The sequence below is a fragment of the Streptomyces sp. NPDC051214 genome (assembly GCF_040682375.1).
Taxonomy (GTDB): Bacteria; Actinomycetota; Actinomycetes; order Streptomycetales; family Streptomycetaceae; genus Streptomyces.
Window position 1 is genome coordinate 136,418 of record NZ_JBFBAT010000011.1, and the last position, 24,015, is coordinate 160,432.

25 protein-coding genes and 5 tRNA genes are annotated in these 24,015 nt (G+C 69.7%); 19 read left to right on the forward strand and 11 right to left on the reverse strand.

Translation table 11 applies throughout. The annotated features are described in order from the left end of the window. Positions 1-215: 215 nt before the first annotated feature. The 4 genes from AB0M70_RS28175 to AB0M70_RS28190 form a co-directional block, all read right to left on the reverse strand. Positions 216-797 (reverse strand): ATP/GTP-binding protein, encoded by a 582-nt coding sequence (locus AB0M70_RS28175; RefSeq protein ID WP_160507410.1) that lies wholly within the window; start codon positions 795-797, stop codon positions 216-218. Further along, a complete protein-coding gene (locus AB0M70_RS28180) occupies positions 778-1,182 on the reverse strand; it encodes a DUF742 domain-containing protein (protein WP_363212493.1) in 405 nt (134 codons plus the stop codon). Before AB0M70_RS28180 ends, AB0M70_RS28175 begins: the two co-directional genes overlap by 20 nt. 119 nt (positions 1,183-1,301) lie before the next feature. After that, entirely contained in the window at positions 1,302-1,721 is a 420-nt protein-coding gene (locus AB0M70_RS28185) for a roadblock/LC7 domain-containing protein (RefSeq protein WP_098244998.1), read from the reverse strand. Beyond that, on the reverse strand, positions 1,722-5,531 hold the full coding sequence (locus AB0M70_RS28190; protein WP_365824023.1) for a nitrate- and nitrite sensing domain-containing protein: 3,810 nt from the start codon (positions 5,529-5,531) through the stop codon (positions 1,722-1,724). Between the two features lie 575 nt (positions 5,532-6,106). Here AB0M70_RS28190 and AB0M70_RS28195 point away from each other — a divergent pair. The 9 genes from AB0M70_RS28195 (at position 6,107) to AB0M70_RS28235 (ending at position 10,088) form a co-directional block, all read left to right on the forward strand. Further along, positions 6,107-6,307: a hypothetical protein gene (locus tag AB0M70_RS28195; RefSeq protein ID WP_365824275.1), complete on the forward strand. Its 201-nt coding sequence runs from the start codon at positions 6,107-6,109 to the stop codon at positions 6,305-6,307. A 131-nt stretch (positions 6,308-6,438) separates the two neighbouring features. After that, positions 6,439-7,227: a fumarylacetoacetate hydrolase family protein gene (locus AB0M70_RS28200; RefSeq protein ID WP_365824025.1), complete on the forward strand. Its 789-nt coding sequence runs from the start codon at positions 6,439-6,441 to the stop codon at positions 7,225-7,227. Beyond that, complete coding sequence (gene gltX, locus AB0M70_RS28205) at positions 7,220-8,701, forward strand: glutamate--tRNA ligase (protein WP_365824027.1); 1,482 nt, start codon at positions 7,220-7,222, stop codon at positions 8,699-8,701. The genes AB0M70_RS28200 and gltX overlap by 8 nt, the downstream gene beginning before the upstream one ends. A gap of 69 nt (positions 8,702-8,770) precedes the next feature. Then, a complete protein-coding gene (locus AB0M70_RS28210; RefSeq protein WP_365824029.1) occupies positions 8,771-9,496 on the forward strand; it encodes an HAD family hydrolase in 726 nt (241 codons plus the stop codon). 87 nt (positions 9,497-9,583) lie between these two features. Further along, a tRNA-Gln gene (locus AB0M70_RS28215) sits at positions 9,584-9,655 on the forward strand. Between the two features lie 21 nt (positions 9,656-9,676). Continuing rightward, positions 9,677-9,749, forward strand: a tRNA-Glu gene (locus AB0M70_RS28220). A gap of 62 nt (positions 9,750-9,811) precedes the next feature. Continuing rightward, positions 9,812-9,884: transfer RNA gene (locus tag AB0M70_RS28225), tRNA-Glu, on the forward strand. Between the two features lie 28 nt (positions 9,885-9,912). Further along, positions 9,913-9,984: transfer RNA gene (locus AB0M70_RS28230), tRNA-Gln, on the forward strand. Between the two features lie 31 nt (positions 9,985-10,015). Beyond that, positions 10,016-10,088 (forward strand) — tRNA-Glu (locus AB0M70_RS28235). Positions 10,089-10,131: 43 nt separating this feature from the next. Here the strand turns inward: AB0M70_RS28235 and AB0M70_RS28240 are convergent. Next, positions 10,132-10,800, reverse strand: a complete 669-nt coding sequence (locus AB0M70_RS28240) for a MerR family transcriptional regulator (protein ID WP_365824031.1) — start codon at positions 10,798-10,800, stop codon at positions 10,132-10,134. Positions 10,801-10,933: 133 nt separating this feature from the next. Here AB0M70_RS28240 and AB0M70_RS28245 point away from each other — a divergent pair, with 133 nt between their 5' ends. Continuing rightward, positions 10,934-11,392 carry a DUF4188 domain-containing protein gene (locus tag AB0M70_RS28245; protein WP_365824277.1) on the forward strand — a complete coding sequence of 153 codons (459 nt, stop codon included), beginning with the start codon at positions 10,934-10,936 and terminating at the stop codon, positions 11,390-11,392. A gap of 102 nt (positions 11,393-11,494) precedes the next feature. On the opposite strand, the gene ndgR is transcribed toward AB0M70_RS28245, so the two are convergent. Then, complete coding sequence (ndgR, locus tag AB0M70_RS28250; RefSeq protein ID WP_053137572.1) at positions 11,495-12,211, reverse strand: IclR family transcriptional regulator NdgR; 717 nt, start codon at positions 12,209-12,211, stop codon at positions 11,495-11,497. Between the two features lie 180 nt (positions 12,212-12,391). Between ndgR and leuC the strand changes: the two genes are divergently transcribed. The 4 genes from leuC (at position 12,392) to AB0M70_RS28270 (ending at position 15,751) form a co-directional block, all read left to right on the forward strand. Beyond that, positions 12,392-13,816, forward strand: a complete 1,425-nt coding sequence (leuC, locus tag AB0M70_RS28255) for a 3-isopropylmalate dehydratase large subunit (RefSeq protein ID WP_365824033.1) — start codon at positions 12,392-12,394, stop codon at positions 13,814-13,816. A 5-nt stretch (positions 13,817-13,821) separates the two neighbouring features. Then, entirely contained in the window at positions 13,822-14,415 is a 594-nt protein-coding gene (leuD, locus tag AB0M70_RS28260) for a 3-isopropylmalate dehydratase small subunit (protein ID WP_363212499.1), read from the forward strand. Positions 14,416-14,654: 239 nt separating this feature from the next. Next, the gene (locus AB0M70_RS28265) at positions 14,655-14,891 is read left to right on the forward strand and encodes a hypothetical protein (protein ID WP_363212500.1); all 237 of its coding nucleotides are present in this window, start codon (positions 14,655-14,657) and stop codon (positions 14,889-14,891) included. A gap of 173 nt (positions 14,892-15,064) precedes the next feature. Next, entirely contained in the window at positions 15,065-15,751 is a 687-nt protein-coding gene (locus AB0M70_RS28270; RefSeq protein WP_365824036.1) for an HU family DNA-binding protein, read from the forward strand. A gap of 97 nt (positions 15,752-15,848) precedes the next feature. On the opposite strand, the gene AB0M70_RS28275 is transcribed toward AB0M70_RS28270, so the two are convergent. Further along, positions 15,849-16,052, reverse strand: a complete 204-nt coding sequence (locus tag AB0M70_RS28275) for a hypothetical protein (protein ID WP_160507421.1) — start codon at positions 16,050-16,052, stop codon at positions 15,849-15,851. Positions 16,053-16,065: 13 nt separating this feature from the next. Further along, the gene (cofC, locus tag AB0M70_RS28280; protein ID WP_365824038.1) at positions 16,066-16,701 is read right to left on the reverse strand and encodes a 2-phospho-L-lactate guanylyltransferase; all 636 of its coding nucleotides are present in this window, start codon (positions 16,699-16,701) and stop codon (positions 16,066-16,068) included. 159 nt (positions 16,702-16,860) lie between these two features. Between cofC and AB0M70_RS28285 the strand changes: the two genes are divergently transcribed. The 3 genes from AB0M70_RS28285 to AB0M70_RS28295 are packed head-to-tail and all read left to right on the forward strand — an operon-like array spanning position 16,861 to position 19,833. Next, entirely contained in the window at positions 16,861-17,652 is a 792-nt protein-coding gene (locus tag AB0M70_RS28285) for a lysophospholipid acyltransferase family protein (RefSeq protein ID WP_365824040.1), read from the forward strand. Continuing rightward, positions 17,649-18,659, forward strand: coding sequence for an NAD(P)H-dependent glycerol-3-phosphate dehydrogenase (locus tag AB0M70_RS28290; RefSeq protein ID WP_365824042.1), 1,011 nt, complete (start codon positions 17,649-17,651; stop codon positions 18,657-18,659). Before AB0M70_RS28285 ends, AB0M70_RS28290 begins: the two co-directional genes overlap by 4 nt. A gap of 34 nt (positions 18,660-18,693) precedes the next feature. Continuing rightward, positions 18,694-19,833 (forward strand): D-alanine--D-alanine ligase family protein, encoded by a 1,140-nt coding sequence (locus AB0M70_RS28295; RefSeq protein WP_365824044.1) that lies wholly within the window; start codon positions 18,694-18,696, stop codon positions 19,831-19,833. Positions 19,834-19,859: 26 nt separating this feature from the next. Here the strand turns inward: AB0M70_RS28295 and AB0M70_RS28300 are convergent, their stop codons facing one another. Beyond that, positions 19,860-20,342: a DUF3515 domain-containing protein gene (locus tag AB0M70_RS28300; protein ID WP_365824279.1), complete on the reverse strand. Its 483-nt coding sequence runs from the start codon at positions 20,340-20,342 to the stop codon at positions 19,860-19,862. 26 nt (positions 20,343-20,368) lie between these two features. Beyond that, complete coding sequence (locus AB0M70_RS28305) at positions 20,369-20,602, reverse strand: Lrp/AsnC ligand binding domain-containing protein (RefSeq protein ID WP_016642988.1); 234 nt, start codon at positions 20,600-20,602, stop codon at positions 20,369-20,371. Between the two features lie 209 nt (positions 20,603-20,811). Between AB0M70_RS28305 and AB0M70_RS28310 the strand changes: the two genes are divergently transcribed. Beyond that, positions 20,812-21,780 (forward strand): thiamine-phosphate kinase, encoded by a 969-nt coding sequence (locus tag AB0M70_RS28310; RefSeq protein WP_365824047.1) that lies wholly within the window; start codon positions 20,812-20,814, stop codon positions 21,778-21,780. Positions 21,781-21,864: 84 nt separating this feature from the next. On the opposite strand, the gene rpmB is transcribed toward AB0M70_RS28310, so the two are convergent. Next, the gene (gene rpmB, locus AB0M70_RS28315) at positions 21,865-22,050 is read right to left on the reverse strand and encodes a 50S ribosomal protein L28 (RefSeq protein ID WP_160507429.1); all 186 of its coding nucleotides are present in this window, start codon (positions 22,048-22,050) and stop codon (positions 21,865-21,867) included. Positions 22,051-22,268: 218 nt separating this feature from the next. Between rpmB and AB0M70_RS28320 the strand changes: the two genes are divergently transcribed. Beyond that, on the forward strand, positions 22,269-23,936 hold the full coding sequence (locus AB0M70_RS28320) for a DAK2 domain-containing protein (RefSeq protein WP_365824049.1): 1,668 nt from the start codon (positions 22,269-22,271) through the stop codon (positions 23,934-23,936). Positions 23,937-24,015: the final 79 nt, after the last annotated feature.

Genomic DNA, 24,015 nt, shown 5'->3' on the forward strand with positions numbered 1-24,015 from the left:
CAAGTTCCGAGTGGTGTAAGCCTCAGATAAAACGGTCAAAAAGAGCGAGCCCCGCCAAAAGGCGGGGCTCTTGTGCGCGCAGCGACACCGAATGACCGCGACGCGTGGCGGCGCCCGGCGAATTCTCTGTCGAAACGTTATGAACAGAGCGGTCATCCGTGTCAAATGACACAGACCACTCTGTGGAATCTACGGCAACTGCCGTACGTCCTCGTCTACTTGAGTCGGGCCATAAGTGCGTGCTCGACGAGTGTGATCAGGCCACTCTTTGCGTCCGCACGGTGTCGGGCGTCCGTGGTGATGATCGGGGTGTTGGGACCGATCTGGAGAGCTTCGCGCACTTCATCGGGGGTGTACGGCTGGTGGCCGTCGAAGCCGTTGAGCGCGATGACGAAGGGCAGACCGGAGTTCTCGAAGTAGTCGACGGCCGGAAAACAGTCGGCGAGACGGCGGGTGTCGACGAGCACGACGGCGCCGATGGCGCCGCGGACGAGGTCGTCCCACATGAACCAGAAGCGATCCTGTCCGGGCGTACCGAAGAGGTACAGGATCAGGTCCTGGTCCAGGGTGATGCGGCCGAAGTCCATGGCGACGGTCGTCGTCGTCTTGTCGCCGGTGTGGGTGAGGTCGTCGATGCCCGCGGAGGCGGACGTCATGACGGCCTCGGTGCGCAGCGGGTTGATCTCAGAGACCGCCCCGACGAACGTGGTCTTGCCCACGCCGAAGCCGCCCGCCACCACGATCTTCGCGCTGGTGGTGGAGCGGCCTCCGCCGCTGCTAGAGCTTGCGAAGTCCACTGAGCACCCTTTCGAGCAGTGTCACGTCTGGCTGGCCGCCGGCGTTCTCGTCGCCGCCGGGCTGGTGAATGGCGACGAGCCCGGCCTCGGCCAGGTCGGCCACGAGAATCCTGGCCACGCCGAGCGGCATGGAGAGCAGCGCCGAGACCTCGGCCACCGACTTGACCTCGCGGCACAGGTGGCAGATGCGCTGGTGCTCCGGGAGCAGCCCCATCAGCTGCGCCGGGTCGGCCGTCGTGCTCACCAGCGCCTCTATCGCGAGCTGGTAGCGGGGCCTTGTCCGGCCGCCGGTCATCGCGTAAGGACGCACCAGCGGCTGGTCGCCTTCATAGCCGTACGACGCCTGAGAGCCGTACGGTTCGTGAGAGGCGTTGGGCGGGGTCATGGATCCTCCGGGCGGGACAGCAGGTGGTCTGCGTGCCGTCTGATAGAGCCGGTGGGGGGCACCAGGTTGGCCGGACGGTGGTCAGTACGTTCGGTCGGTGGGGCGGCCGATGAAGAGAACTAGTGCAGCAGGCTGCCCTGCAGTTCGGCGCGGAGATCCGGGGTCAGGACGGCGCCCGCGCGGTCGACGAGGAGTGCCATCTCGTAGCCGACGAGGCCGATGTCGCACTCGGGGTGCGCGAGCACGGCGAGGGACGAACCGTCGGAGACCGACATGAGGAAGAGGAACCCCCGCTCCATCTCCACCACGGTCTGGGTGACGGCGCCGCCCTCGAAGATCCGCGAGGCCCCGGCGGTGAGGGAGGTCAGCCCCGACGCGACCGCGGCCAGCTGGTCGGCACGGTCACGCGGGAAGCCCTCGGACATCGCCAGAAGGAGGCCGTCGGCGGAGACCACGACGGTGTGGGACACCCCGGGGGTGTTGTCCACGAAGTTCGTGATCAACCAGTTCAGATTCTGTGCCGCCTGGCTCGGACTCAACTAACGCTCCTGCTGGTGAGTGGGGAAGCTGCCGGTCTGGCCGGTACCGGCCTGGCGACCCTGCTGGATGCCCCGACGGAGATTCGTCAGCCGGCCGCGCACGTCATCGGGCGCACGCGAGACCTGCGGACCTGTGCTGTCCTGCTGCTGCTGAGCGGTGCCCGCGACGAGGTTGGCTCGCGGGACGCGGCGCGGCAGGCCGGATGTGGTGACGCCACCCGCGGACGGCTGCCGGACGCGCTCGGCCTGGCGGCCCAGCTCGTCGTTGGGCGAGGTGCGCCAGGAGGCGGCACTGCCGTTCGTGACGTGGCTGCCGTTCCCGCCACCGGTTCCGTTGGCCGTCGACGGGGCGGCGGGAGCCCCGGCCGAGCGCTGGGGAGCGGCCGGGTTCTGCGGCTGCTGACCCTGCGGCTGCTGTGCCTGCGGCCTCGACGGAAGGGACGACGAAGGCGACGCCGGCTGCTGCCGCTGCGGACGCTGGGGCTGCTGCTGCTCGGGCACGCCGCCCTGGGGCTGCTGCTGCCCTTGCTGCTGCTGCTGCTGTTGCTGCTGGAACCAGTTGGTCTCCAGCGTGTCGAAGAGCGGGGTACGGCCGTCACCGGGACCGGCGGGCGGCAGCTCGTCCGGCTGCGAGGGCCGCACGGGCTGCTGGGGCTGCGGCGGCACCGGCGGAATGCCGAGCTGGCCACCCTGGCTCTGACCGCCCTGGTTCTGCCCGCGCCGGGGCGCCCCGCCGTTGTAACCGGGAGCGCTGGTGCCGGGACGCTGGAACTGGCCCGTGCCCGAAGAGGCGTCCTGCCCACCGAAGACGTCGGGGCGGACGAACTGACCGGTGCCCTGCTGACCCTGACCCTGGCCCTGGCCTTGTCCCTGCTGACCCTGCTGGCCCGCGTTCTGCGGCGAACCCGTGCCGGGCGGCGGCCCGTTGAAGTCAGGCCGCGCGAACTCGGCGGTCGAACCAGGGCCTTGTGCGGCGCCGGCCGAGGGGTGCGGGAACTGTCCGGTGGACTCCGGCTCCTCGTGCCCGCGGGGGGTGTCGAACGGCTCGCGCGATATCTGCGGCTGCGCGTTCTCGTCGCTCCAACTGGGCACGCGGGGCTGCGGGTTGCCCCCGGGAAGCTCGGCACGCGGACCACCGCGCGGCGGCAGCTGCGGCCTGCGCCCCTGGTCACCGGCGTTGCTCGCGGAGGGGTTCGCCGGGCCTGCGGGGTTCGCGGGCCCCGCAGGGTTCACCGGGTTCGTACGCTGCTGGGGCACCGGAGGCTGCGGCGCGGAGGCCTGGCCGCGGCCACCGCCCTGCCCGCCCCCGAAGAGGCTGCCACCGGACGAGCCCGGGGCGCCGGCACCCTGTCCGGGCGGGCCCTGGCGGGGAGGCTGCTGACCGGACGGCGGGCCCGCGGGAGCGGACGGCGAACCGTTGCGCGGCCCCGGCCCCGCGTCACGCGAGGGCAGCGCGGCTCGCGGCCCCGCACCCGTGACCTGGCCACGGGGCGGACCGGCGCCGAGCCTGCCCTGGGATCCGGCCGAACCGGGAGCACCGTTTCCGGGGGCGCCGTTGCCGGCACCGACTCCGCGGCGCGCTGCCGCGGCACCCGCGGACGCCTGCGCGGCGACCGGGCCACCGCCCTGGCCGGGGGCGGGCGCACCGGGCTTGTTCGGCGCCTTCTTGCCGCCCTGGGCGACATCGATGGGCAGCATGACGAGCGCGGTCGTGCCGCCGGAGTCCGACGGGCGGAGCTGGATGCGGATGCCGTGGCGCTGCGACAGACGGCCGACCACGAACAGACCCATGCGGCGCGAGACCGAGACGTCCACGGTGGGCGGCGACGCGAGCCGCTCGTTGATCGCGGCGAGGTCCTCGGGGGAGAGGCCGATGCCGGTGTCGTGGATCTCGATCAGCACACGCCCGTCGGGCAGCGCGTGACCGGTGACCTTGACCTTGGTCTGCGGCGAGGAGAACGACGTCGCGTTCTCGAGCAGCTCGGCGAGCAGGTGCACGAGGTCGTTGACCACGCGTCCGGCGACCTCGGTCGTCGGGACCGCGGAGAGCTCGATGCGCTCGTACTGCTCCACCTCGGACGCGGCGGCACGCAGCACGTCGACGAGCGGAACGGGCCTGGTCCAACGGCGACCGGGCTCTTCACCGGCCAGAACCAGCAGGTTCTCACCGTTACGGCGCATGCGGGTCGCGAGGTGGTCGAGCTTGAAGAGCGAGGAGAGCTGGTCGGGATCAGCCTCACGCGACTCCAGCTCGGAGATGAGAGACAGCTGGCGCTGGATGAGGCCCTGCGAACGGCGCGAGAGGTTGGTGAACATCGCGTTGACGTTGCCTCGCAGGAGCGCCTGCTCGGCGGCGAGGCGGACGGCCTCACGGTGCACGTCGTCGAAGGCCGCGGCCACCTGGCCGATCTCGTCCCGGGAGTGCACACCGACGGACTCGACAGAGGTGTCGACGTCCTGCGGGTCGGCCTCGGAGAGCTGCTTGACGAGCTCGGGCAGCCGGTCCTGGGCGACCTTGGTCGCGGTGTCCTGCAGCCGCCGCAGCGAGCGGATCATGGACCGGGCCACGACGAAGGCGCCGACGAGCGAGACACCGAGGACGAGCAGGATCAGCGCACCGTTGAGGATGGCGGCCTGCTCGGACTCGTTGCGCAGCTCGCGGGCCTTCTGCTCCATCTCGTTGAGCAGCGTGAGCTCGATCTTGGACATCGCGTCGATCTTGGTGGTGTCGGCGTCGACCCAGTCCTTGTACGACCGCTTGTCCTGAAGCTTGATGCCGCCCTCCTGCTCAAGCACACGCTTGGCGTAGGAGTCGGCGCCCTTGATGCCCGAGTTGCCGCCGTCGATGGGCTTGGTCAGCTCATCGGGGTTGCCCGAGTAGATGCCCTTGAAGGCATCCAGTTCGGAGTTCTCCTTGTCGAGGGCGGACCAGCCATAGCGCCGGTCGGTCTCGGAGATCTTGCCGAACGTGCTGTCACCCGCGGGGAGCGAGGCGGCGATCACGGCGCGCTGGACCGAGGCGTACTCCTTGGCGGAGGAGAAGGCCGTCAGGGCGCGGGTGCGCTGGATCATGTCCGGGTTGCTGGTCGCCTGCGCCATGTCCGAGGACAGGGTGAGCAGCTGCTCGATGAGCTGGCTGTAGGCGTCGACCGTCTGCGACGTGGAGTTCTTGTCGTCGTAGGCGTTCTTGCGTACGTCGTTGATCTTCTGCAGCTGCTGGGTGATTTCGACGGTGTTCGCGCGGACGCCGAGGAGGCCCTTGTCGCCGTCGGTGTTGTCGAGGTCCTGCGTCTCCTGCAGGAAGCGGTTGTAGGCGCGGTCGGTCTTCTGCCGGGCGCCCTTGACCACGTAGTCCGAGGAGTTCGCGCCGTGCGCGAGGGGGCCTGCCGAGCGGTCGCGCTCCTCCTGGAGCGCGGAGGCCAGCTCGGTGGCGCGCTTGGTCATGTCAGTCAGCAGCTTCATGTTGTTGAGCTGCTGGATCTCGTCCATGGACTCGTTGATGCGGAGCGCGCCGAGGGAGGTCGCGGTGATCACGGGGAGCGCGAGCAGCGAGACCAGTCGGGTGGAGATGCGCCAGTTGCGCAGGGCTATTCGCGAGCCGGGCCCGGTGGGTGACTTCACGGTGCCCGTCGTGCCGCCCGACGACGCGGTGGCCGTGGGCAGGCTTACGCCGCCGACTCCGCGGCCGGTCTCGCCGGACGGTATCTGCCCGGGGTTCTGGGCGTGCTGGGCCGAGGAGCCGCGGTCGGTCCCGCCGCGCTCCGGCTCTGCCGCAGCGCTGCTGCCATCCCTCTTGAAACGTCCCTGCACTAGCGTCGCAACCTCTGGACCAGGCGTCCCTCCGCACAAACGGCGGGACGGTGTCGGCGTCGTGGGGCGCAGAACGCCCCATGGTGGTCGTGAGTGACCGGCGCTGGCTCCCCTTTCCCGCCGCCACTCGGCGCTGCGTTGCGCCCCTGCGCGCCGGTTCGATCCCGCGGCGGTCCCGGGAATTCCAGCACAGTGCAGGATCTCCAACAAGGCCCGTGTGTCGCGCCGTGACCTCCGTGACTGGGCGTGAGGGGCGCGTCACGAGACGTAGAAAGTGATCTGGGGCAAAACGGTCCATTGGACCCAGTAAAGCTCTGGTCTGCGGGTGTCCCAGTGTTCATGATCGGGAGCGGAATGATGGCTTCAGGTGGGCTATGTCCGATTCCAACAGGGCCTTCACGGGCCTGAATTGACCCTTTTGCCCGCTACCTCGTGAGCAAACTCACATCAAGATCAAGGCCTCATCCGGGCTTTGGGCGGGAATTGGATGTTTAGCCTGACGCTTTACAGGGATGGCGAATCCGACAACCGGCGTCCACCGCACGACGCCTCAACTGACAGGGCACGAACAGCAGATGAAGACCGTCAAGTCGGCGATGTTCCGCAACATAGCCAACCCGCGCCGCACGACCCTCGCCCACCTCACGGACGCGCAGGAGGTCGCCCCGGCCGCCGAGCAGCCGGCCCACGCGACGGAACTCCCGGCGGTGACGGCCAACCCCCGCCGCACTGTCTTGATGGACGCCCCCGAGGCCTTCAGCCCGTCCGGCGTCTGAGGACGAGCTCGCGCAGCGGCGACAGGCGGGGTGCCGACGCGGGGTCACGTGAGATCCGGTCGCACACCGGCCGCAGGCCACCGCGTTAGCCTGGGGTGTCAGACTCTCCCCTCCAGCAAAGGGCACCGCTCTTGCGCATCGCCAGGTTCTCCATCGACGGCAACGTCGCCTTCGGCGCGGTCGAGGGCGAAAGTCCCCCCGGAACGACCGACGGGCTCGTCCTCGACATCATCAAGGGCATCCCGTTCGCGGACTTCGAGCTCTCCGGCACGAAGGTCCCGCTGAGCAAGGTCAGGCTGCTGCCTCCGGTGCTCCCCAACAAGGTCGTGGGCATCGGCCGCAACTACGCGGACCACGCCAAGGAACTCGGCAACGAGGTCCCCGACGTCCCGGTCGCCTTCTTCAAGCCGTCCACCTCGGTGATCGGCCCCGGCGACGCCATCGCGTACCCCTCCTTCTCGCAGGAGGTGCACTACGAGGCCGAGCTCGCCGTGGTCATCGGCCGCATGTGCCGCGAGGTCCCGCGCGAGCGCGCCCGTGACGTCATCCTGGGCTACACCTGCGCCAACGACGTCACCGCGCGTGACGTGCAGCAGCGCGAGAAGCAGTGGGCCAGGGCCAAGGGCTTCGACAGCTCCTGCCCGCTCGGCCCCTGGGTGGAGACCGACCTCGACCCCTCCGACCTCACCATCCAGTGCACGGTCAACGGCGAACAGCGCCAGCTGGGGCGTACGACGGACATGGTCCGCTCCATCGAGGACCTGATCGTGCACATCTCCGAGGCCATGACGCTGCTCCCGGGCGACGTCATCCTCACGGGCACCCCGGCAGGCGTCGGGCCGCTCAACGTCGGCGACGAGGTCGCCGTCACCATCGAAGGCATCGGCACTCTCACCAACAAGGTGATCAAGCGTGGCTAACGCGACCCCCGTACGCGTACGGTTCTGTCCCTCGCCGACCGGCAACCCCCACGTGGGCCTGGTCCGCACCGCTCTCTTCAACTGGGCCTACGCCCGGCACAACGAGGGCTCCCTGGTCTTCCGCATCGAGGACACCGACGCGGCCCGCGACTCGGAGGAGTCGTACGAGCAGCTCCTGGAAGCGATGCGCTGGCTGGGCTTCGACTGGGACGAGGGCCCCGAGGTCGGCGGCCCGCACGCGCCGTACCGCCAGTCGCAGCGCATGGACATCTACCAGGACGTCGCCGCCAAGCTTCTGGAGTCCGGCCGCGCGTACTACTGCTACTGCTCCACGGAGGAGCTGGACGCCCGCCGCGACGCCGCCCGCGCCGCCGGCAAGCCGTCCGGCTACGACGGGCACTGCCGCGACCTGACCGCCGAGCAGCGTGCCGCGTACGAGACGGAGGGCCGCAAGCCCATCGTCCGCTTCCGCATGCCCGACGAGGCGATCACGTTCACGGACCTGGTCCGCGGCGAGATCACCGTCCAGCCGGAGAACGTCCCGGACTACGGCATCGTCCGCGCCAACGGAGCACCGCTCTACACCCTGGTGAACCCGGTCGACGACGCCCTGATGGAGATCACCCACGTCCTGCGCGGCGAGGACCTGCTCTCCTCGACCCCCCGCCAGATCGCCCTCTACAAGGCGCTCGCGGACCTGGGCATCGCCAAGGAGACCCCGGTCTTCGGCCACCTCCCGTACGTCATGGGCGAGGGCAACAAGAAGCTGAGCAAGCGTGACCCGCAGGCCTCGCTCAACCTCTACAGGGAGCGCGGTTTCCTCCCGGAGGGCCTGCTCAACTACCTGTCCCTCCTGGGCTGGTCGTTCTCCGCGGACCAGGACGTCTTCTCGATCGAGGACATGGTCGCCAAGTTCGACCTCGCGGACGTGAACGCCAACCCGGCCCGCTTCGACCTGAAGAAGGCCGAGGCGATCAACGCCGACCACATCCGCATGCTGGACGTGAAGGCGTTCGCGGCGGCCTGCGAGCCGTGGCTGAAGGCCCCGCACGCCAACTGGGCGCCCGAGGACTTCGACCAGGCCGCCTGGGAGGCCATCGCCCCCCACGCCCAGACCCGCATCAAGGTCCTCTCCGAGATCACGGAGAACGTGGACTTCCTCTTCCTCGACGCGCCGGTCGAGGATGAGGCGTCCTGGACGAAGGCCATGGGCAAGGGCGACCCCGCCGCCCTCCTGACGACGGCCCGCGCCAAGCTGGCCGACGCCGACTGGACGGACCCGGAGTCCCTCAAGAACGCGGTCCTGGCGGCCGGCGAGGAGCACGGCCTGAAGCTCGGCAAGGCCCAGGCCCCGGTCCGCGTCGCCGTCACCGGCCGCACGGTCGGCCTGCCCCTCTTCGAGTCCCTGGAGATCCTGGGCAAGGAGAAGTCCCTGGCCCGCATCGACGCGGCCCTGGCCAAGCTCGCCGCGTAAGCGCATCCGCAAGCAACGAAGGACCCGGAAGCCGGACGGCTCCCGGGTCCTTCGCATACGGTCGAAGACATGCCGATCAAAGCCGTGGTCTGGGACGTAGACGACACGATCTTCGATTACGCGCACGCCGACACCACCGGCATGCACGCCCACCTCGCCGCCGAAGGCCTCATGGAGCGGTACGAGACCGCCGAGCGCGCCCTGGCCCTGTGGAAAGAGGTCACCGAGCGCCACTGGGCACGCTTCAGCGCCGGAGGGATCGAGTTCCAGGCCCAGCGCCGCGACCGCGTACGCGACTTCCTGGACGCCGTCCTGAGTGACCAGGAGGCGGACGCCTGGTTCGAGCGATACCTCACCCACTACGAATCCGCCTGGACCCTCTTCCCCGACACCGTCCCCGTCCTCGACGCCCTCGCCGACGACTACCGCCACGCGGTCCTCTCCAACTCCGCGCTGCTGGTCCAGGACCGCAAGCTGCGCGTCCTCGGCGTGCGCGACCGCTTCGAGTCCGTCCTGTGCGCCGCCGAACTGGGCGTGTCCAAGCCCGCGGCGGAAGCCTTCCTCGCGGTGTGCACGACGATGGGTCTCGCGCCGGGGGAGGTGGCCTACGTGGGGGACCAGCCGGAGATCGACGCACGGGGCGCCCGGGACGCGGGTCTCCTCGGGATCTGGCTCGACCGCAACGGCGCGGTCCAGGAAGGCCCGTCGGGCGTGCACCGCATCACGCGTCTCACCGAGCTGCCCCCGCTGCTCCGCGGCGATACCCGTTTTGGAGCGCCGTCCACCTTCGGGTAATGTTCTTCCTGCGCCGCCCGAGAAGGCCGAAAGGTCCGACCAGGAAGCGCAAGTCGAGCAAAACTCCCGCGAGGGGTTGCGTATCGATGGCCTATGGTGTAATTGGCAGCACGACGGTTTCTGGTTCCGTTAGTCTAGGTTCGAGTCCTGGTAGGCCAGCTCGCAGAGCTTATCTGCAACGCCCCCGTTGTGTAGCGGCCTAGCACGCCGCCCTCTCAAGGCGGTAGCGCCGGTTCGAATCCGGTCGGGGGTACAGATCCTTCCCATGGAAGCAGTCAGGGTCGCACCCACTGCTACCGATGCAGGATCGCTAGGGCCCCCGTTGTGTAGCGGCCTAGCACGCCGCCCTCTCAAGGCGGTAGCGCCGGTTCGAATCCGGTCGGGGGTACGCAGTGTCTAGCTGGTCTAGACCACAGTGGGCTATGGTGTAATTGGCAACACGACGGTTTCTGGTTCCGTTGTTCTAGGTTCGAGTCCTGGTAGCCCAGCGCAGTACGGCAGGACAAGCAGGAAAAGCTAGCCCCCGTTGTGTAGCGGCCTAGCACGCCGCCCTCTCAAGGCGGTAGCGCCGGTTCGAATCCGGTCGGGGGTACAGAAAAGAAGGGGCCTTCCCGCAAGGGAGGGCCCCTTCGTCGTTACTCCAAACTCTCTTGCTCCGAAGTCCCTTGCCCGAAGCGGTGGTTGGACTCCTCCGCCTGCGCGATCCGGCGCAGCGCGAGCAGCACCGGCTCATACAGCACGGTGAGCGCGACGGCCGCCTGCAGCTGTTCGTCCGGGGACTCGTACCGCTCGATCAAGTCCAGGTCGGCGACGGCGAGTTGGCGTCCCGCGCGCGCGTAGGGCGCCAAGTCGTCTACGGAGCACGGGTATCCGAGCCTGGCCAGGCTGGTGACCGCGGTCACCAGCATCCCGTACGCCGGCGAATGGGGCCCATACGCCTGGGCGTACTCCCAGTCGAGCCGTTCGAGCAGTGCGTCGACCGTGCGCCGTGCCGCCTCCGCGTGCGGGTCGTCCTCGGTGGACTCGGGCCCGTGGGGGAGTGCCCAGACGGCCATGCCCAGACGGGAGTTGTGGTCCAGGGAGTCGTCCTCCAGGGCGGTGAGCACCTCCCTGGCCGAGGCGATCGGGACGCGCCCGACCTGGATGAGTGCCCGCACCAGGCGCAGTCGCCGCAGGTGCTGCTCGTCGTACTCGGCCTGCGTGGCCGTCACGCGGCGGCCCGGCGGGAGCAGCCCCTCGCGCAGGTAGTACTTGATCGTGGCCGTCGAGACCCCGCTGCGCGTGCTGAGCTCAGCCAGTCGCATCGGCTCGCTCCTTCTCTTGGTTCTCTCTTGCGCTTCCCCTTGGGGAGTGCCACTATCCAAGCATGGATAGCAAGGCTATCCAACGCTTTCCGAAGGGGGAACCATCGTGAGCACCAAGCCGATCGAAGGGCGCATGACCGCCGACGCGCAGGGCCCGGTCACCGTCTTCAACATCGGGATGCGTATCAACAACTTCCGTGCCGTGCGCAGCTGGTGGCCCGTCTTCCGGGCGATGCCCCGGATGCTCAAGGAGCTGTCGCGGGACCCGGGGAGCGGCATGCTCGGCTACCAGCTGCTGCTCGGCAGTCCGCGGGTGCTGTACGTCGTCCAGTACTGGGAGTCGCCGGAGAAACTCCTCGCCTACGCGTCCGAGCAGGGCAAGGAGCACCGGCCCGCCTGGGCCGCCTTCAACCGGCGGCTGCGGGAGGGCAAGGGCAAGGTCGGCTTCTGGCACGAGACGTATGTGGTGCCGACCGGTGCGCACGAATCGGTCTACGTCAACATGCCGGAGTTCGGTCTGGGCAAGGCCGTCGGTGTGGTGCCGGTGGGCCGCCGGGGGGAGAGGGCCGCCGACCGGCTCAAGGTGGTCTGAGGGCATCGAGGAGACGTACGGAAAAACGCCCGAGGGGCAGCCGCGGCGTTGAGGCGGCCCCTCGGGCGTTTCTGTGTGCTGCTATGCGTGGTGCCGGGCGGGTCAGCCCGTGCGGCGCAGGGCCTCGGACAGGCGCCCCGCGGCGTCGATGATGGCCTGGGCGTGCATCCTGCCCGGGTGACGGGTCAGGCGCTCGATCGGCCCGGAGACCGAGACGGCGGCGACCACGCGGTTCGAGGGGCCGCGCACGGGGGCGGAGACGGACGCGACGCCCGGCTCCCGCTCGCCGATCGACTGGGCCCAGCCCCGGCGGCGTACGCCCGAGAGGGCGGTGGCCGTGAAGCGGGCGCCCTGGAGGCCGCGGTGCAGGCGCTCGGGCTCCTCCCAGGCCATCAGGATCTGCGCGGACGAGCCCGCCTTCATCGTGAGCGTCGAGCCGACGGGGACCGTGTCCCGCAGGCCGGAGAGGCGCTCGGCCGCCGCGACGCAGATGCGCATGTCGCCCTGGCGGCGGTAGAGCTGCGCGCTCTCGCCCGTCACGTCACGCAGGTGCGTGAGGACCGGGCCCGCCGTGGCGAGCAGACGGTCCTCGCCGGCCGCCGCCGCGAGTTCCGCGAGCCGCGGGCCGAGAATGAAACGGCCCTGCATGTCGCGCGCCACCATCCGGTGGTGTTCCAGTGCCACGGCGAGGCGATGTGCCGTGGGTCGTGCGAGTCCGGTGGCCGCGACCAGACCCGCGAGGGTGGCCGGACCGGACTCCAGGGCGCTCAAGACGAGAGCCGCCTTGTCGAGAACGCCGACGCCGCTAGAGTTGTCCATGCGTCGATACTCGCGTCTCACTCTGTGAAACGCAAGTTCAATTTTCCATGGAACACGTCACCCTGTAGGTGCGATCCGCGGACCAACGGAAAGCGGTCCACGCGCGGCACGAGGGGTACGGGCGTGGACGAACAATTCTCTAGTTGGGCCGGCCCAACACAGCCGGTCGGAGGGAAAGCGATGGGTAGGACACTCGCGGAGAAGGTCTGGGACGACCACGTCGTCCGGCGCGCCGAAGGCGAGCCCGACCTTCTCTTCATCGATCTGCACCTGCTGCACGAGGTGACGAGCCCGCAGGCCTTCGACGGCCTCCGCCAGGCAGGCCGCCCGGTGCGGCGTCTCGACCTCACCATCGCCACCGAGGATCACAACACCCCGACCCTCGACATCGACAAGCCCATCGCGGACCCCGTCTCGCGGGCGCAGTTGGAGACGCTGCGCAAGAACTGCGCGGAGTTCGGCGTACGGCTGCACTCGCTGGGCGACGTCGAGCAGGGCGTCGTCCACGTGGTGGGCCCCCAGCTGGGCCTGACCCAGCCCGGCACCACCGTGGTCTGCGGCGACTCGCACACCTCCACGCACGGCGCCTTCGGCGCGCTGGCGTTCGGCATCGGCACCTCCCAGGTCGAGCACGTCCTGGCCACGCAGACGCTGCCGATGGCGCCGCCGAAGACCATGGCCATCACCGTCGACGGCGAACTGCCCGACGACGTCACGGCCAAGGACCTGATCCTCGCCATCATCGCGAAGATCGGCACCGGCGGCGGCCAGGGCTACGTCCTGGAGTACCGCGGCTCCGCCATCGAGAAACTCTCGATGGAAGCCCGCATGACCATCTGCAACATGTCGATCGAGGCCGGTGCCCGCGCGGGCATGATCGCCCCCGACGCCACCACCTTCGACTACATCGAGGGCCGCGACCACGCCCCGAAGGGCGAGGAGTGGGACGCGGCGGTCGAGTACTGGAAGACCCTGAAGACGGACGACGACGCGGTCTTCGACGCCGAGGTCTACATCGACGCCACCAAGCTCGCGCCGTTCGTCACGTGGGGCACCAACCCCGGCCAGGGCGCGCCGCTCTCGGCACAGGTCCCCGACCCTGCTTCGTACGAAGACGCCTCGGAGCGGTACGCCGCCGAAAAGGCCCTGGAATACATGGGGTTGACCGCGGGACAGGCGCTGCGCGACATCAAGGTCGACACCGTCTTCGTAGGTTCGTGCACCAACGGCCGCATCGAGGACCTGCGTGCGGCGGCCTCCATCGTCGAGGGGCGCAAAGTCGCCGACGGCGTACGGATGCTGATCGTCCCGGGCTCGGTCCGGGTCGCCCTGCAGGCCATCGAGGAGGGCCTGGACAAGGTCTTCGTCGCCGCGGGCGCCGAATGGCGGCACGCGGGCTGCTCGATGTGCCTGGGCATGAACCCCGACCAACTGGCGCCCGGCGAGCGCTCCGCGTCGACCTCCAACCGCAACTTCGAGGGCAGGCAGGGCAAGGGCGGCCGCACCCACCTGGTGTCGCCCCAGGTCGCCGCCGCCACCGCGGTGACGGGCCACCTCTCCTCGCCCGCCGACCTGACCGACGCCCCTGTCACCGCCGGAGTCTGAGAGCCATGGAAGCATTCACCACGCACACCGGCCGGGCCGTTCCGCTGCGCCGCAGCAACGTCGACACCGACCAGATCATCCCCGCCCACTGGCTGAAGAAGGTCACCAGGGACGGATTTGAGGACGGGCTCTTCGAGGCCTGGCGCAAGGACGGCGAGTTCATCCTGAACAAGCCCGAACGCCAGGGCGCCACGGTCCTGGTGGCAGGCCCCGACTTCGGTACGGGCTCCTCGCGCGAGCACGCCGTCTGGGCGCTGCAGAACTACGGCTTCAAGACCGTCATCTCCTCGCGCTTCGCCGACATCTTCCGCGGCAACTCGCTGAAGAACGGCCTGCTCACCGTGGTGCTCGACCAGAAGATCGTGGACGCGCTCTGGGATCTGACGGAGGCCGACCCGCAGGCCGAGATCACCGTTGACCTGCAGGATCGCCAGGTCCGCGCCGAGGGCGTCACCGCCGACTTCGAGCTCGACGAGAACGCCCGCTGGCGTCTCCTGAACGGCCTGGACGACATCAGCATCACGCTCCAGAACGAGCCGGACATCGCCGCCTACGAGGCCGGCCGACGCTCGTACAAGCCGCGGACCGTGCAGGTCTGACACCCCCGCAACACCCTGGTGTACCCCCAATCGTGGACGGTTGGGGGTACATCTGTGTCCGGGGCCGGGAGGGGGGCCGCTGACCTGAACGGGTGGTCTCAACTCCCTTGATTCGGACGGAAGAAGAGGCTTGAAATCCCCTTGTACTCGGTCCGACCGGGTACCCTCAGGAGGGCGCCGGATGTGGGTAGTTACCCCCTGCGGAGGCGACAACTCGCCCCAGATGGCACAATCGGTGCATGGAACGTGACAGCCAACTCGAGCTCTACGGGCTTGTTGCGGACCAACTGAAGGAAGCGCACTCAAGGGTGCGTGCACTGCAAGTCCCGGAGGGCGTACGGATGGCGCTGACCCGGAAGCTGCTGGTCATTACGGCCGCGGCCAAACACGATCTCGCCGATGCGGCAAGGCGTCTGGAGCGATTGATGGCGTCCCTCGACGAAGCTGAAGAGGGCCGATTCCCCGAAGATGCCTGAGCCACAAGGCTCAAACGGCCCTTCGAGGAACCTTCGAGGAACTCATGGACAGCCGAGTTCGTTGCGGCACAAGGGTGATTAGCCCGTTTCGTGTTTGATTTGCGGTATATATCTGCCTAACGTGCGAAAAAGCCTGGCGAATACGCTCGGGCGAGGTCTCCGAAGGGGAAGACGTGAACAAGGCGCAGCTCGTAGAAGCGATTGCCGACAAGGTGGGCGGCCGCCAGCAGGCCGCCGACGCCGTGGACGCGGTTCTGGACGCAGTCGTCCGTGCCGTGGTCAGCGGAGACCGTGTTTCGGTCACCGGGTTCGGCTCGTTCGAGAAGGTTGACCGTCCGGCCCGTTACGCCCGCAACCCGCAGACCGGGGAGCGCGTTCGGGTCAAGAAGACCTCGGTTCCGCGCTTCCGCGCCGGTCAGGGCTTCAAGGACCTGGTGAGCGGCTCGAAGAAGCTCCCGAAGAACGACGTCGCGGTCAAGAAGGCGCCCAAGGGCAGCCTTTCGGGCGGCGGCGCCTCGGCGACCGTCAAGAAGGCCGCGGCCAAGAAGGCCACCACCGCCAAGAAGGCGACGGCGAAGAAGGCCACCACCGCCAAGAAGGCCACCGCCAAGAAGACGACGGCGACCGCCAAGAAGGCGGCCACGGCCAAGAAGGCGACCGCCAAGAAGACCACGGCGACCGCCAAGAAGGCGGCCACGGCCAAGAAGGCGACGGCGAAGAAGGCCAGCCCCGCCAAGAAGGCCACCGCCAAGAAGACCGCGCCGGCCACCAAGAAGGCCACCGCGAAGAAGACCGCTCCCGCCAAGAAGTCGACGGCGCGCAAGACCACCGCCAAGAAGGCGACCGCCCGCAAGAAGTAAGGGCACGAGGGCACTCACGCGCCGGGCCGGGCTCCCCACTGGGAGCCCGGCCCGCGGCGTGTGCGGGGGCTTCTCGGAAGGTCAGGACGTCAGACCGTCAGAACGTCTGGAGCGTCACCAACGTGATGCGGCGGCCCTCACCCTCGCCCTCGACCTCGATCCGCACACGCTGGCCGGGCCTGAGCAGCCGCAGGCCGCCCGCGTCGAACGCCGGGGGATCGAAGGGCACCGGAGTGCCGTCGTCGAGCAGCACGCTGCCGCTGCGGGTCTCGGAGTCGTACGTGTACGCGGTCGCCTGCATGGGGGAAGCGTACTCAGTCGGCGATCAGCAGCCTCGCGGCAGCCGCCGCCGTGCGCGGCCCCACGCCCAGCGCGAGCGCGGCCCGCAGGTCGTCGCCGGTGTCCACGTCCTGGCGTACGGAATCGACGTCGTCGGGCCGAAGTTCCACCGCGCCCGAGTCCGTGTGCCGCGAACGGGACGCCGCGCCGAATGCCGGACGCAATTCGACGCCGGGGGCGGCACAGAGCAACGTCGTACCGATTCCGGCGGCATCCGCGAGGAAAGAACGGGGAAATCGGGCCGCGCCGTCGAGTACCCGGGTCAATTCCGCGGGGCGCAGCGCGGGGAGATCGGCATTCAGCGCCGCGACGGCTGTCGAGGGCCGTCCGGCGCGCACGTTGGCCGCCCCGTGCGCCAGGGCCGCGTTGAGGCCCCCGGCCGGCTCGTCACGGACGATCCCGGCCCCCAGCGCCGCCAGCTCGCGCCCGGCGAGGCCGTCGTCCGTGACGACCACCACATCCCGGACCGCCGGGCAGGCCAGCGCGGCGGCCACGGTGTCCTGCGCGAAGGCGAGGGCGAGGCCGGGGCGCATGGTGTCGCCGGTGGTGGCGGTGAGCCTGCTCTTGGCGCGTTCCAGCGGTTTCAGGGGTATCACCAGGGTCCACTGCACGGGTGGCGGCTCCGTCCTTCGCGTCGGGCCCATTGTGACCTGCTGGGCGGGGCACTACCGGGGCCGGGCTCCGGAGGCGGGCGTACGGTGTTCTCGACAGACAGACAGCCTGGGGCGACACTTGTGCGGCCGACCAGGTTCATGGAGGAAGGTGTCCGAGTGTCCCGCCGCAGAATCGGGTTCTGGTACCGCCTGGCGGCGGTCATCGCAAAACCGCCGCTGGTGGTTCTGTTCAAGCGGGACTGGCGCGGAATGGAGCACATTCCGGCCGACGGTGGATTCATCACGGCGGTGAATCACAACTCGTATATCGACCCGCTCTCGTACGCGCATTTTCAGTACAACACCGGACGAGTGCCTCGTTTCCTGGCAAAGGACGGCCTTTTCAAGGACGGCTTCGTCGGCAAGGTCATGAAGGGCACGGGCCAGATCCCGGTCTACCGCGAGACCACGAATGCGCTCGACGCCTTCCGTGCCGCGGTCGACGCGATCGAGCGCGGTGAGTGCGTGGCGTTCTACCCCGAGGGCACCCTCACCAGGGACCCCGAGATGTGGCCGATGACCGCCAAGTCCGGTGCCGCGCGGGTCGCCCTGCGCACCAAGTGCCCGGTGATCCCCGTCGCGCAGTGGGGCGCCAACCTCGCGCTTCCCCCGTACAGCAAGAAGCTCAGCCTCTTCCCGCGCAAGAAGCTCCAGGTCCTCGCGGGCAAGCCGGTCGACCTCTCGCGCTTCTACGACAAGGAACCCACCCCCGAGATCCTGCGGGAGGTGACCGAGGAGATCATGGCCGGGGTCACCGAACTCCTCGAGGAGATCCGGCAGGAGAAGGCCCCCGCGGTTCCCTACGACCCGCGCAAGGCGCGGCTCGCCCAACGCCGCAAGGCGACCGGCCCTAGCGGTTCAGGCGTCCCCGAGAACAGCCCCGAGAACACCACGGAGGACAGCAAGTGACGAACCCGGTGAAGGTCGCCGTCTTCGGAACCGGATCGTGGGGCACCGCCTTCGGCATGGTGCTCGCCGACGCGGGCTGCGACGTCACCCTGTGGGCCCGCCGCGCCGAACTCGCCGACGCCGTCAACTCCTCGCACGGCAACCCGGACTACCTCCCCGGTGTCGAACTCCCGGAGCACCTCAGGGCGACCACCGACCCGGCCGAGGCCGCCGCCGGCGCCGACTTCACCGTGCTCGCGGTGCCCTCGCAGACGCTGCGCGGCAACCTCGCCGAGTGGGCGCCGCTGCTCGCCCCCGACACCGTGCTCGTCTCCCTCATGAAGGGCGTCGAACTGGGCTCCGCGATGCGGATGAGCGAGGTCATCGAGGACGTCACGAAGGTCGCCGCCGACCGCGTCGCCGTCGTCACGGGCCCCAACCTCGCCCGCGAGATCGCCGCGAGGCAGCCCGCCGCCGCCGTGGTCGCCTGCCGCGACGAATCGATCGCGCAACGCCTCCAGACCGCCTGCCACACCCCGTACTTCCGCCCGTACACGAACACGGACGTCGCCGGCTGCGAACTCGGCGGCGCCGTCAAGAACGTCATCGGCCTGGCCGTCGGCATCGCGGACGGCATGGGCCTGGGCGACAACACCAAGGGCTCGCTCATCACGCGCGGGCTCGCCGAGACCACCCGCCTGGGCATGGCGATGGGCGCCGACCCGCTGACGTTCTCCGGACTCGCGGGCCTGGGCGACCTGGTGGCCACCTGCTCGTCGCCGCTCTCGCGCAACCACACCTTCGGTACGAACCTCGGCAAGGGCATGACGCTGGAGGAGACCATCGCGGTCACCAAGCAGACCGCGGAGGGCGTCAAGTCCTGTGAGTCGGTGCTCGATCTGGCCCGCAGGCACGGCGTCGACATGCCCATCACCGAGACGGTCGTGGGCATCGTGCACGAGGGCACGCCCCCGGTGGTCGCCCTCAAGGAACTGATGTCGCGCAGCGCCAAGCCCGAGCGCCGCTGACTCTCCCCGGGCCAGCGGGTACCCTCAAGCCGATATGAGCAGCGAGAACCTCCCCCAGAGCCCCAAGCCGCGTGTGGCCGTCGTGTTCGGCGGCCGCAGCTCGGAGCACGGCATCTCGGTCGTCACGGCGGGCGCCGTACTGCGTGCCATCGACCGCACCAAGTACGACGTCCTGCCCATCGGCATCACGACGGACGGCCGCTGGGCCCTGACCGCCGACGATCCCGACCGCATGGCGATCACCGACCGGCAGGTGCCCAACGTCGACGCCCTTGCCGAATCGGCCGAGGGCGGCGTGGTGATGCCCCTGGACCCGGGCAACCGCGAGGTCGTCTACAGCGAGCCCGGCTCCGTGCCCAAGGCGCTCGGCGAGGTCGACGTCGTCTTCCCGATGCTGCACGGCCCCTACGGAGAGGACGGCACCCTCCAGGGACTCCTGGAGCTCTCCGGAGTGCCCTACGTGGGCGCCGGAGTGCTCGCGTCGGCTGTCGGCCAGGACAAGGAGTACATGAAGCGGGTGTTCACCTCCTTCGGGCTGCCCGTCGGCCCGTACCTGGTGATCCGCCCGCGCGAGTGGGACCGCGACCAGCAGACCGCCCGCAAGAAGATCGCGGAGTTCGCCGGCGAGCACGGCTGGCCGCTGTTCATCAAGCCCGCGCGCGGGGGCTCTTCGATGGGCATCACGAAGGTCGACTCCTTCGACGGCCTCGACGAGGCGATCGAGGAGGCCCGCCGCCACGACCCCAAGATCCTCGTCGAGTCGCTGCTGCGCGGCCGCGAGATCGAGTGCGGGGTCCTGGAGTTCGAGGACGGGCCGCGCGCGAGCGTGCCCGCCGAGATCCCGCCGGTGCAGTCGCACGACTACTACGACTTCGAGGCGAAGTACATCGACTCGACGCCCGGGATCGTGCCCGCCCCGCTGACCCCCGAGCAGACCGCCGAGATCCAGCGGCTCGCGGTCGACGCCTTCGAGGCCACGTCCTGCGAGGGCCTGGTGCGCGCGGACTTCTTCCTCACCGAGGACGGGTTCGTGATCAACGAGATCAACACGATGCCGGGCTTCACGCCCATCTCGATGTACCCGCAGATGTGGGAGGCGAGCGGCGTCAGCTACCCCGAGCTGGTGGACCGTCTCGTCCAGGCGGCCCTCAACCGGTCGACGGGGCTGCGCTAGCGCCCTCCGTGGCGGGCGCCGAGGCGCTAGGCGATCCCCTTGGGGATCGTCTTCTTGACGGGGGCGGCGAAGTCCGTCAGCGGGCTCACGCCGCTCCCCGCGCGCTCCTCGGGCAGCGTGATCTCCACGTACGCCTTGCGCAGCGTGGACGTGAAGCGGAACGAACCGTCGTCCTGCTGCTCCATCAGCCAGTTGACGCCGTCAGCCGTCACGCCGTCCGCCTCGGGGTCGTTCATCTTCGGCGGTCGGGCGACACCGCAGCGCAGTATGATCGCCGGGTCTCCCCACCCGGCGGTCAGCTCCGACCTCGGCTCGGGATCAACGCGCTCCAGACCGTCCACCTTCTTCGGCAGCCGCTTGTCCAGGTTCCGGCACAGTTCGGTGACCTTGCTGTCCGGGGTGGGAACCGCAGCCTTCACCGCTTCGTCTGCTGAGGAGCAGCCCGCGGACGCGATCAGCAGTGCGAGGGCGGGGGCGGAGACGAGGCAGCGACGCCGGCGACGGGAAATCTTCACCGGCCAAGGGTAGACGGGGGCTACAGGTGCACGACGGGGCAGGTCAGGGTGCGGGTGATGCCGTCCACTTGCTGGACTTTGGCGACCACCATGCGGCCGAGTTCGTCGACCGTGTCCGCCTGGGCGCGCACGATGACATCGTAGGGTCCGGTCACGTCCTCGGCCTGGATCACTCCTGGGATCTTGCCGATCAGCTCGGCGACGGTCGACGCCTTGCCGACCTCTGTTTGGATCAGGATGTACGCCTGTACCACGGAACCTCCAGGGCGGCCACGAGGATCATGTGGGGAGAAGGGACGCCACGGTACCGCGTCGCCGCTTCCCACGGGGAGACCCGGGGGAGCTGTGGCGCGCACATCGCGGTGGACGGGCAACAGAAGTTGACGGTCATATCGACCGTACCTATGACAGTGACGGCTCGCGACCGCGAGCCGAGCAGCGTGAAAGGGCATGGTGAGTCCCGGTGAAGGGAACCGTCGGCGAGTTGGGGGAGTTCGGGCTCATCAGGGAACTCACCTCCCGGCTCACGTCCACCCCGGCCGTCCGGCTCGGACCGGGCGATGACGCCGCCGTCGTGTCGGCCCCCGACCGCAGGGTCGTGGCGAGCACTGACATCCTCCTGGAGGGGCGGCACTTCCGGCGCGACTGGTCGACCGCGTACGACGTGGGCCGCAAGGCAGCCGCGCAGAACCTCGCGGACATCGCTGCCATGGGCGCCGTGCCCACCGCGCTCCTCCTCGGCCTGGTCGTGCCCGCCGAACTCCCCGCCAGCTGGCCCACCGAGCTCATGGACGGCCTGCGGGACGAATGCCAGGTCGCGGGAGCGGCGGTCGTGGGCGGAGATGTCGTACGGGGCGACACGATCACCGTCGCGATCACCGCGCTCGGCGATCTGCGCAACCACGAGCCGGTCACGCGCGCGGGCGCTCAGCCCGGCGATGTCGTGGCCGTCACCGGCTGGTTGGGCTGGTCGGCCGCCGGGCACGCGGTGCTCTCCCGCGGCTTCCGCTCACCGCGCGCCTTCGTGGAGGCCCACCGCAGGCCCGAACCGCCGTACCACGCGGGCCCCGCGGCCGCCGGTCTCGGCGCCACCTCGATGACGGACGTCAGCGACGGGCTCATCGCCGACCTCGGCCACATCGCCGAGTCCAGCAAGGTGCGCATCGACATCCGCTCCGGAGACGTCGACGTGCCCTCGCAGATGAACGACATCGGCCAGGCGGTCGGCGTCGACCCGCTGCAGTGGGTGCTCAACGGCGGCGAGGACCACGCCATAGTGGCGACGTTCCCGCCGGACGTGAAGCTGCCCGCCCGCTGGAAGGTCATCGGCGAGGTCCTCAACCCCTCCGCCCTGCCCCAGGTGACGGTGGACGGCGCCCCCTGGACCAGCAAGGGCTGGGACCACTTCGGGGACAACGGAGACGTGGAGTGAGCGCCTGAGCGAGGGCACACGAAAGAGCCGGTCCCCCGAAGGGGACCGGCTCTTTCAGCAACCAGCTAGGTGGCCGCGCTGACGTCAGCGCGAGACCTTGCCGGCCTTGATGCACGAGGTGCAGGCGTTGAGCCGCTTCGGCGTCCCGCTGACCACGGCACGAACGCGCTGGATGTTCGGGTTCCAGCGACGGGACGTACGGCGGTGAGAGTGCGAGATGTTGTTGCCGAAGCTCGGCCCCTTGCCGCAGACGTCGCAGTTGGCAGCCACGGGTCACTCCAAGACTTCAGATGCACTTACGGGTAATCCCGGCATGCCGGGATCAGTGCAATGATCGTGGGTGGCGTTGCCAGGAGGATTGGCCCGATGGGTATCGGGCAACCGGAGCAGCATACAACGACTGCTTCGGTAGAACGAAACTACCATGTCTCGCCCCGGCCCCGCCCCGGGCCTTTCGCCCTTCCCGGTTTACGCTGCGTCCATTCCGGATGCCCTTAGGAGGCGAGCAGGTGCCGCAGAACCTCGACGCCGTCGCGGTGCGCGCCTGGTGCGGCCTCGCTCTGGACGCCCTGGGAAGGGCCCGCGAGGAGATCGACGCGATCAACGTCTATCCGGTCGCGGACGGAGACACCGGAACCAACCTCTACCTGACCGTGGAATCGGCGTCCCAGGCGGTCGACGCCGCCTTCACCGGCCTGGACCCGACCCACCCCACGCTGGCCGAGGCCGCGCGGGCGATGGCCCACGGAGCGCTGATCGGGGCCCGCGGGAACTCGGGCACGATCCTGTCGCAGCTGCTGCGGGGCATGGCGCAGGTCCTGGGCGCCGACCGTGACACTGATCACGCCGACGGCCGGGCGCTGGCGCTCGCGCTGCGCCGGGCCGCCGAGTCGGCCTACCAGGCGGTGGCCCACCCCGTGGAGGGCACGGTCCTGACGGTGGCGGCCGCCGCCGCCGACGCGGCATCGGGCGCCGACGGCGACTGCGGGACGGTGGCGCGGGCCGCGTACGACGGTGCGTGCAGGGCGCTGGACGCGACGCCGGAGCAGCTCGCGGTGCTCGGCCGCGCGGGAGTGGTGGACGCAGGGGGGCGCGGGCTGGTGGCCGTGCTCGGAGCGCTCGTACGAGCTCTGTCGGGCGGGACGCTGCCGCCGAGGGCCGCGTCCCCGCGGACGGCCGAGAGCGCGGGCAGCGCCGCCGTCGAGTGCCAGGACGCCCCGGCAGACGGCGCGGCCCCCGCCTTCGAGGTCATCTACCTCCTGGAGGCCGACGACACGGCTGTCGACCGGCTGCGGACGCGCCTCGACGGGCTCGGGGACTCGCTCGTCGTCGTCGGCGGCGACGGGCTGTGGAACGTCCACGTCCATGTGGACGACGCCGGCGCCGCCGTGGAGGCGGGCGTCGAGGCAGGGCGGCCCCACCGCATCCGCATCACGCACTTCGGGGTGGGCGACGCGCACACCGCGGGCGCCGCGCAGCCGCCCCGCGAGCGGGTGCAGCGCGGGATCGTCGCCGTCGTGCCGGGGGAGGGGCTCGCCGGGCTCTACGCCGACGCCGGTGCGACCACCGTGCCCACGCGCCCCGGGGAGCCGCCCGCCAGCGGGGAGCTCGTCGAGGCGATCAGGCGGGCCCACGCGCGCGAGGTGGTGCTCCTGCCCAACGACGCCGAGCTGCGCCACACCGCGGCGGCCGCGGCCGAACAGGCCCGCACCGAAGGGGTGCGGGTCGCGCTGATCCCGACCCGGTCCGCGGTCCAGGGCATCGCGGCGCTTGCCGTACACGAGCCGGACCGCCGCTTCGACGAGGACGTCGTCGCGATGACCTCGGCGGCCGGCGCGACGCGGTACGCCGAACTGGCCGTCGCCGAGCGCCAGTCGTGGACCATGGCGGGCATCTGCCAGGCCGGGGACGTCCTCGGCCTGATCGACGGCGATGTCGCGTTGATCGGCGACGACACCACACGCACCGCACGGTCCGTGCTCGACCGGATGCTCGCGGCGGGCGGCGAGATGGTCACGCTGGTGCTCGGTGACGACGTTCCCGACAGCCTCGGCGACGACCTGGAGAAGCATGTGCGTGAGGTGCATCTGGCGGTCGACACGGTGGTCTACCGCGGCGGACGCCAGTCGGCGCTGCTGCTGATCGGCGTGGAGTAGCGTGCGACAGCCGGGCGTCCGGCCTTCCTGACCAGCGGATTTCGGGGACGTACGCCGAATTGTCAGTGGCGTGGTGTGC

Bases quoted from the DNA above. Each gene is read 5' to 3' on its own strand.
- AB0M70_RS28275 (WP_160507421.1), bottom strand. From the start codon at position 16,052: ATGCAGGCGACCGCGTACACGTACGACTCCGAGACCCGCAGCGGCAGC.
- leuD (WP_363212499.1), top strand. From the start codon at position 13,822: ATGGAAGCATTCACCACGCACACCGGCCGGGCCGTTCCGCTGCGCCGC.
- AB0M70_RS28320 (WP_365824049.1), top strand. From the start codon at position 22,269: ATGCCCTTAGGAGGCGAGCAGGTGCCGCAGAACCTCGACGCCGTCGCG.
- AB0M70_RS28265 (WP_363212500.1), top strand. From the start codon at position 14,655: ATGGAACGTGACAGCCAACTCGAGCTCTACGGGCTTGTTGCGGACCAA.
- AB0M70_RS28240 (WP_365824031.1), bottom strand. From the start codon at position 10,800: ATGCGACTGGCTGAGCTCAGCACGCGCAGCGGGGTCTCGACGGCCACG.
- AB0M70_RS28245 (WP_365824277.1), top strand. From the start codon at position 10,934: ATGACCGCCGACGCGCAGGGCCCGGTCACCGTCTTCAACATCGGGATG.
- ndgR (WP_053137572.1), bottom strand. From the start codon at position 12,211: ATGGACAACTCTAGCGGCGTCGGCGTTCTCGACAAGGCGGCTCTCGTC.
- AB0M70_RS28295 (WP_365824044.1), top strand. From the start codon at position 18,694: ATGAGCAGCGAGAACCTCCCCCAGAGCCCCAAGCCGCGTGTGGCCGTC.
- AB0M70_RS28210 (WP_365824029.1), top strand. From the start codon at position 8,771: ATGCCGATCAAAGCCGTGGTCTGGGACGTAGACGACACGATCTTCGAT.
- AB0M70_RS28180 (WP_363212493.1), bottom strand. From the start codon at position 1,182: ATGACCCCGCCCAACGCCTCTCACGAACCGTACGGCTCTCAGGCGTCG.
- leuC (WP_365824033.1), top strand. From the start codon at position 12,392: ATGGGTAGGACACTCGCGGAGAAGGTCTGGGACGACCACGTCGTCCGG.
- AB0M70_RS28195 (WP_365824275.1), top strand. From the start codon at position 6,107: ATGAAGACCGTCAAGTCGGCGATGTTCCGCAACATAGCCAACCCGCGC.